4 protein-coding genes are annotated in these 6,461 nt (G+C 73.2%); 2 read left to right on the top strand and 2 right to left on the bottom strand.

What is annotated here, in order from left to right; genetic code table 11:
* Positions 1-471, bottom strand: a 471-nt coding sequence (locus HG543_RS26740; RefSeq protein ID WP_246357313.1) for an AI-2E family transporter, incomplete at its 3' end; no start/stop codon positions are given.
* Positions 472-703: 232 nt separating this feature from the next.
* Here HG543_RS26740 and HG543_RS26735 point away from each other — a divergent pair.
* Positions 704-2,623, top strand: coding sequence for a S8 family serine peptidase (locus tag HG543_RS26735; RefSeq protein ID WP_169347697.1), 1,920 nt, complete (start codon positions 704-706; stop codon positions 2,621-2,623).
* Between the two features lie 78 nt (positions 2,624-2,701).
* Here HG543_RS26735 and HG543_RS26730 read toward each other — a convergent pair whose 3' ends face one another.
* Complete coding sequence (locus tag HG543_RS26730) at positions 2,702-3,226, bottom strand: tail fiber protein (RefSeq protein WP_169347696.1); 525 nt, start codon at positions 3,224-3,226, stop codon at positions 2,702-2,704.
* 537 nt (positions 3,227-3,763) lie between these two features.
* Between HG543_RS26730 and HG543_RS56455 the strand changes: the two genes are divergently transcribed.
* Positions 3,764-6,412 (top strand): DUF7151 family protein, encoded by a 2,649-nt coding sequence (locus HG543_RS56455; RefSeq protein WP_281404461.1) that lies wholly within the window; start codon positions 3,764-3,766, stop codon positions 6,410-6,412.
* Positions 6,413-6,461: the final 49 nt, after the last annotated feature.

Raw genomic sequence — 6,461 nt, 5'->3', positions numbered from 1 at the left:
GGCCAGCCCCACCGCCCCACCGATGGCGAGCACCACCAGCTCCGGCAGCGTCGTCCCCCCGGCGAGCCGTGGCGTGGCCTCCTCCAGCCGCCGCGTCCACCCCAGGTTGTGGAGCCGCTCGCTCAGCAACCGGATGGGGCGCGACGCGCGCAGCTCGTCCCAGAGCTGCGGCCACTGGAGCACCAGCGCGTCCACCTGCGCCACCGCGGCCGGTACCACCAGGAACGCCAGCGTCACCAGCACCGCCAGCAGCCCCGTCATCACCAGCGCGATGGACAGCATCCGCGGCAGGCCCAGGCGCTCCAGCCGCGACACGCCGTGCTCCATCGCCAGGGCCAGCAGCGCGGCGATGCCCGTCAGCGTGAGCGCCACCTGCGTGCGCATCACCAACGCCACCAGCGCCACGACTCCGAGCACGGCGAAGCACACGGTGAACGCCGTCTTCAGCGTCACCTGAGAACGCTGTCCCACTCCGTCGCGCGCCTCGGTCACCGTGCCCCCGCGCCCTCTCGGCCAGCTCACCTGTCTTCCGAGTGCGCCTTCTCCGACTCCAGGGCCACCCTCCCGCACGTGCAGGGTCTCCGCTGACCTGTGCGAGCTGTTGGAAAGAAAATCTTCCGTCGAGGCGCGATCCACTCCGGGCCGCGATGCGCAACACCCCTTTGCCCGGATGTACCGGGCCTTCTTCGACGGGGTACACCACATGATGCGGTTGAAGTCGCTGGGCTGGGCCGTCACCACCTGTGCCGTGTTGGGATGCGGCTCCGGACAGCCGTCCGGGCCGGCGCCCTCGGAAGCGCAAGACGTGCTCGGTACCGGACGTGCCGCCGCGAGCCGCGGCCCCAAGAAGATTGTCGAGCCCCCCACGGCCGCCCCCAGCGCCTGCACCGCGCTGTACTCCAGTCCACAGGCCCTGGCCGCCCTCTCGCAGGCCGTGGTGGACCCGGGCCTGCGCGCGGACGGCGCGACGCGCACGCTCATCCTGTCCTTCAACACCGAGGAGGCGCTCGCCCCCGCGCTGCAGACGCTGTCCGGGCTGCTCGGGCTGCCGCTGGGCGACACGCTGGGGCGGCTCACGTCGCTGCCCATGGTGGTGGTGAAGGCGCCCGTCACGCCGTTCCTGCTGGAGTTGCTGCGCGCGCAGTTGCAGCCGCTCGGCCTCCTGTCCATCTACGAGGACCGGCCGCTGGAGTACTTCCTCGACGAGAGCGTGGCGTACATCGGCGCGGACACCGCGCGCGCCGCCTTCCAGGCGGACGGCACCGGCATCGGCGTGGGCGTCATCGACTCCGGCATCGACGGCACGCACGGCGACTTCCCCAACCTCGCGCGCAACGTGAAGATTGTCGCCTCGCCGGTGTCGGGCCTGCCGCTGGGCGGCGCGCTCTACCTGGACACGCCGAACAGCGACCTCACCAGCGGCCACGGCACGCACTGCGCCAGCACCATCGCGGGCTCGGGGGCGCGCTCGGGCGGCAAGTACCAGGGCGTGGCGCCGGGCGCGACGCTCATCGGCGTGGGCGCCGGTGACGCGCTCAGCGTCCTCTACAGCGTGCAGGGCTTCGACTTCCTCCTGCACCCGGACGTGCGCGAGACGCACAACCTGCGCGTCATCTCCAACTCGTGGGGCACCTCCGGCCGCTTCGCGCCGTTCCACCCCATCGCCATCGCCAGCAAGCGCGCGTACGACCTGGGCGTCATCGTCGTCTTCGCCGCGGGCAACGAGGGCCCGGACGCGGACACCCTCAACCCCTACAGCGCCTCGCCGTGCGTCATCTCCGTGGCCGCCGGCACCGCCAAGGACACGATGGGCGCCCTCAACCCGCTCGTCAGCCAGGACCTGCCCGGCGCGCTGGCGGACTTCTCCAGCCGCGGCGTGCCCGGTGACGCGCTCCACCACCCGGACATCACCCTGCCGGGCGTCAACATCGTCGCCGCGCGCGCCACCACCGGCCTGCCCGCCGTCGTCCCGCCGTACCTCGGCCTGGACGGCCTGCACCCCGAGCCCTTCTATTCGTCCATCTCCGGCACCTCCATGGCCACCCCGCACCTGGCGGGCGTCATCGCGCTGATGCTGGAGGTCAACCCCTCGCTCACGATGGACGGCGTGCTCGCCGCCCTGACGTCCACCGCGAAGCCCATGCACGTCACCCAGGCGGACGGCTCCTCGCGGCAGCTCGAGGTGTGGGAGGCCGGCGCCGGCTACGCGGATGCCTACGCCGCCGTGCGCGTCGCGTCCGAGACGGCGGGCACGCGCTACACCACCGAGACGACGGCGCTGCCCGGGTGGACCGGCACGGTGGGCACCAGCATCATCCTGCCCGTCCTGGACGTGACGCTCCTGGCGGCCGAGCACAACCACAGCCTCGCCGTGCCCGCGGGCGCCAGCGCGCTGCGCGTGGGCACCGACTGGGGCAACCCCGCGCTCGACCTGGACCTGTACGTCTACGGCCCCAATGGCGAGCTGGTGGCCTCCAGCGCCAACGGCACCTCCACCGGCGAGGCCGTGTCCATTCCCAACCCGGCCGCGGGCACGTGGCGCGTGCAGCTCAAGGGCTTCCTCAACACCCGCACGCAGTACACCGGCACCGCGGCGGTGGACCGGCTGGTGCCGCTGCCGTAGTCCGCGAGCACCGCGGTGACTTCCGGCGCGCCTCGCTCCCTGTCATGGGGGCGGGGCGCGCCGCGTTTCAGGGGGACTTCAGTTGCGCGACGGGTAGATGCCTTCCATCGCGATGATGAAGTTGATGCAGAGGAAGGGCGACATGTTGTTGTGGGGCTGGCTGCCGCCGGCGGCGCCGATGGCGGCGGGGTTCATGGTGCCGTCGATGGGCGCGGCGCGGTAGTTGAGTACCGCCGCGGTGTTGTCCGCCGCGAGCACGGTGCCGACCGGCGTCTCCGTGTCGCCGCTCTGGCTGCTCACGTTGAGGGTGTGGTTGTGAGCGGGCATCTGGTTCATTATCAGCGTCACCGTCTCGCTGCCGCCCTGCTCCCCCAATGTGCGGGGGGACAGCCCCGGACCCTGGCCGGGCTGCATGGGATAACGGCCACGCAGGTCCGGCAGGGCGAACGTCGTCTGCCCGTTGCCGCCGTAGGTGGTGCCCAGGATGGAGAAGAGCGCCGTGTTCTGGGCGATGGCGAGAATCTGCCCTTGGCAGAACTGCCAGCCGCGCGGGGGGAAGTTGCCTGCGAACATGCGAATCTCACCAATGTAGGGCTCGGACACGGACGTCTTCCTTGTAGGGATGTGGGTACTTCAGCGCGAACCACCGTGCTGCTTGCTCGCTGAGCAAAGAGTCGGCCACGGCATGGCTCCGGCGGCTCCGGACGCGCGGACAGGGGGAGACCCGCGGGCGTGTCTTCCGCGAAGGGGTGGGTGCCGCGAGGCGTCATGCCCTGGCCCGCGTTCCCACCCGACGCGCCTGCGTTGAGCCAGGACGCCAGGCCCGCGCCGTCGGAGCGCTTCCCGGTTGCGTTCGTGTGGGACGTCCGGGGAAGACCGGGCATTCCCGGGGGGGCGTGTACATCCGAAACACGATTGCTTTATCGTGGAAGGGCTCGGGCGCCGCGTTCAGCGGCAACGCGGTTGCGTTCCCATGGAACGTGCCGGAGGGCAGGTGGGAGGCGGGAATGCTCCTTCCATTCCGGGTGCCTCACTCCTCTGAAGAGCGCGTGTGGGACGTCGCGTGAGCGGGTCCTGGCGTGGGGCTTGCTCATGGCCTGTCCGCACTGAGTTCCAACGATAAAGTAAGGAGATCCGCAGATGGCCCAGATGAACTGGCGACGCCCCGCGCAATGGAGAGTCTTCAAGGCGCTCCCGCTGACGGCGCTGTTGGTGTTGTCCGGATGTGATGAGCTGGGCAATGAGGGTCCCCAGGGCCCACAAGGGCCGGCGGGTCCCACCGGTGAGCGCGGTCCCCAGGGCCAGCAGGGCGTGCCGGGTCTCCAGGGCGAGGCGGGGCCGCAGGGCCCGAAGGGTGACACCGGCGCGCAGGGCCCCATGGGTCCTCGCGGTGAGCAGGGCCTCCCGGGGCTGGCGGGTGGGCCGCAGGGCCCCGCGGGCCTGAGCGCGCTGGTGCGCACCCGGGCGGAAGCCGCGGGCGCCAACTGCGCCACGGGCGGCGTGCTGTTCGAGGCGGGCATCGACAGCGACCGTGACGGCGAATTGGAGAACCACGAGGTGGACGCGGACCTGACCCGCTACATCTGCAACGGCTCGCGGGGTTCGCAGGGCGTGCAGGGCCCCATTGGCCCCGTGGGACCGCAGGGCGAGCGCGGCGAGCAGGGCGAGCGCGGCGAGCAGGGCGAGCGCGGGCCGCAGGGGCTCACGGGTGAGCAGGGCCCGCAGGGCCCCATTGGCCTCACCGGTCCGCAGGGCGCCACCGGTCCGCAGGGGCCGGCAGGTCCGCAGGGCGCCACCGGTCCGCAGGGCCTGCGCGGCGAGCAGGGCCTGCGCGGCGAGCAGGGCGAGCGCGGGCCGCAGGGGCTCACGGGTGAGCAGGGCCCGCAGGGCCCCATCGGCCTCACCGGTCCGCAGGGCGCCATCGGTCCGCAGGGGCCGGCAGGTCCGCAGGGCGCCACCGGTCCGCAGGGTGCCACCGGTCCCCAGGGCGAGCGTGGCGAGCAGGGCCCTCAAGGTGAGCAGGGCATCCAGGGCCTCGTGGGTCCCGTGGGTCCGCAGGGCGCCACCGGTCCGCAGGGTTCCGCGGGTCCGCAGGGCCCTGTCGGCCCCGTGGGACCGCAGGGCGCCACCGGTCCGCAGGGCCTCGTGGGCTTGAGCGCGCTGGTGCGCACCACCGCGGAAGTGGCGGGGGCGAACTGCGCCACGGGCGGCGTGCGGCTGGAGACGGGCATCGACGCCAACCGCGACGGCACGCTGGATACGGCGGAAGTGGACGCCGCCCTGACGCGCTACGTGTGCAACGGGCCGCAGGGGCCGCAGGGTCCGCAGGGCATCCAGGGCCCCATCGGTCTCACCGGTCCGCAGGGCGAGCGCGGCGAGCAGGGCCCCCAAGGTGAGCAGGGCATCCAGGGGCCCATCGGCCTCACCGGTCCGCAGGGCGAGCGCGGCCTGCCGGGACCTCAGGGCCCGCAGGGCATCCAGGGTCCGCAGGGCCTGCGCGGCGAGCAGGGCCCGGCGGGGCCGGCCGGCCTCAACGCGCTGGCGGCGACGAGCGCCGAGGCCGCGGGCGCCAACTGCGCCACGGGCGGCGTGCGGCTCCAGTTCGGCGTGGACGCCGACAGCAACGGCACGCTGGAGGCCGGCGAGGTGAACGCCGCGCTGACGCGCTACGTGTGCAACGGTCCGCAGGGGCCGCAGGGACTGGTGGGTCCTCAGGGTGAGCAGGGCCCGGCGGGTCCGGCGGGTCCGCAGGGGCCGCAGGGCATCCAGGGGCCGGCGGGCGCCACCGGTCCGGCGGGCGCCACGGGTCCGGCGGGTGCCACCGGTCCTCAGGGTCCTCAGGGGCCGCAAGGTCCCCAGGGGCCCGTGGGCTCGACGGGCATCTTCGGTGACGGCTCGGGCGGCGCGTTCACCGTCAACTCGACAATCGATCTCACCACCGCCTCCGGGTACAACCTGCTCGCTGGCCGGCAGCACCTGCAGTTCACCAACGTCACCATCAACAGCACCCTCATCGTCCCGAGCGGCACGGTCATCCGCGCCACGGGCGACTTCACCGTCAGCACCACCGGGACCATCATCGTGGCCCCGAGCGCCGAGGACAACGGCACGGGGCCCGCGGTGCCGGGCGTGGCCCGCTCCACGGCGGGTGAGCCCGCCGGCGGCCGTGGCCTCTACCCGCTCCAGTCGGCCCAGCTCGTGCGGCCCGGTGTCCAGGGTGGCGGCTCGGGTGCCAAGACGTCCGGCGTGAGCTTCGGCGCGGGTGGTGGCTCGCTGGTCATCCTCGCGCAGGGCACCGTCCGGGTGATGGGGGGCGGCGCCATCAACGCCAATGGCGACAACGGCGGCAGCGGTGCCACCACGGGCAACCTCCCCGGTGGAGGAGGGGGCGCGGGCGGTGTCGTCGTCATCGCGGGCAAGACCGCCGTCACCGTGAACGCGGGCGGAGCCATCCGGGCCGTGGGTGCCCGGGGCGGTGACGGCAACAACGCGGGTGGCCCGGGCAAGGGCGGTGGTGGTGGCGGTGGCGGTGGCATCATCCACCTGCTCTCCTCCACGACGCCGCTGGTGCAGGGCACCCTCGACGTGAGCGCCGGGACCGCGGGCGCCACGGCGCCTCCCACGGGCGCCAGCGTCGCCGTCACCGCGGGCGGTGGCGGCGGCGCGTGCGGCGGCAATGGCGGCTCCGGTGGCGCGGGCACCAACGCGGCGCCCCAGGCGTCGGAGGCGGGCTCGGCCGGGTACGTCTTCCAGACGGTGGTCCCCAGCCCGGAGAACCTGTTCCTGTGACTTGATCCGAACAGCCTGAAGCGCCACGGCGGCCCGCGGGCAATCAGCT

The organism is Pyxidicoccus fallax (assembly GCF_012933655.1).
GTDB classification, from domain to species: Bacteria; Myxococcota; Myxococcia; order Myxococcales; family Myxococcaceae; genus Myxococcus; species Myxococcus fallax.
Note: the sequence above shows the minus strand (reverse complement) of the source record. Positions and strands in the feature narration are given on the sequence as shown.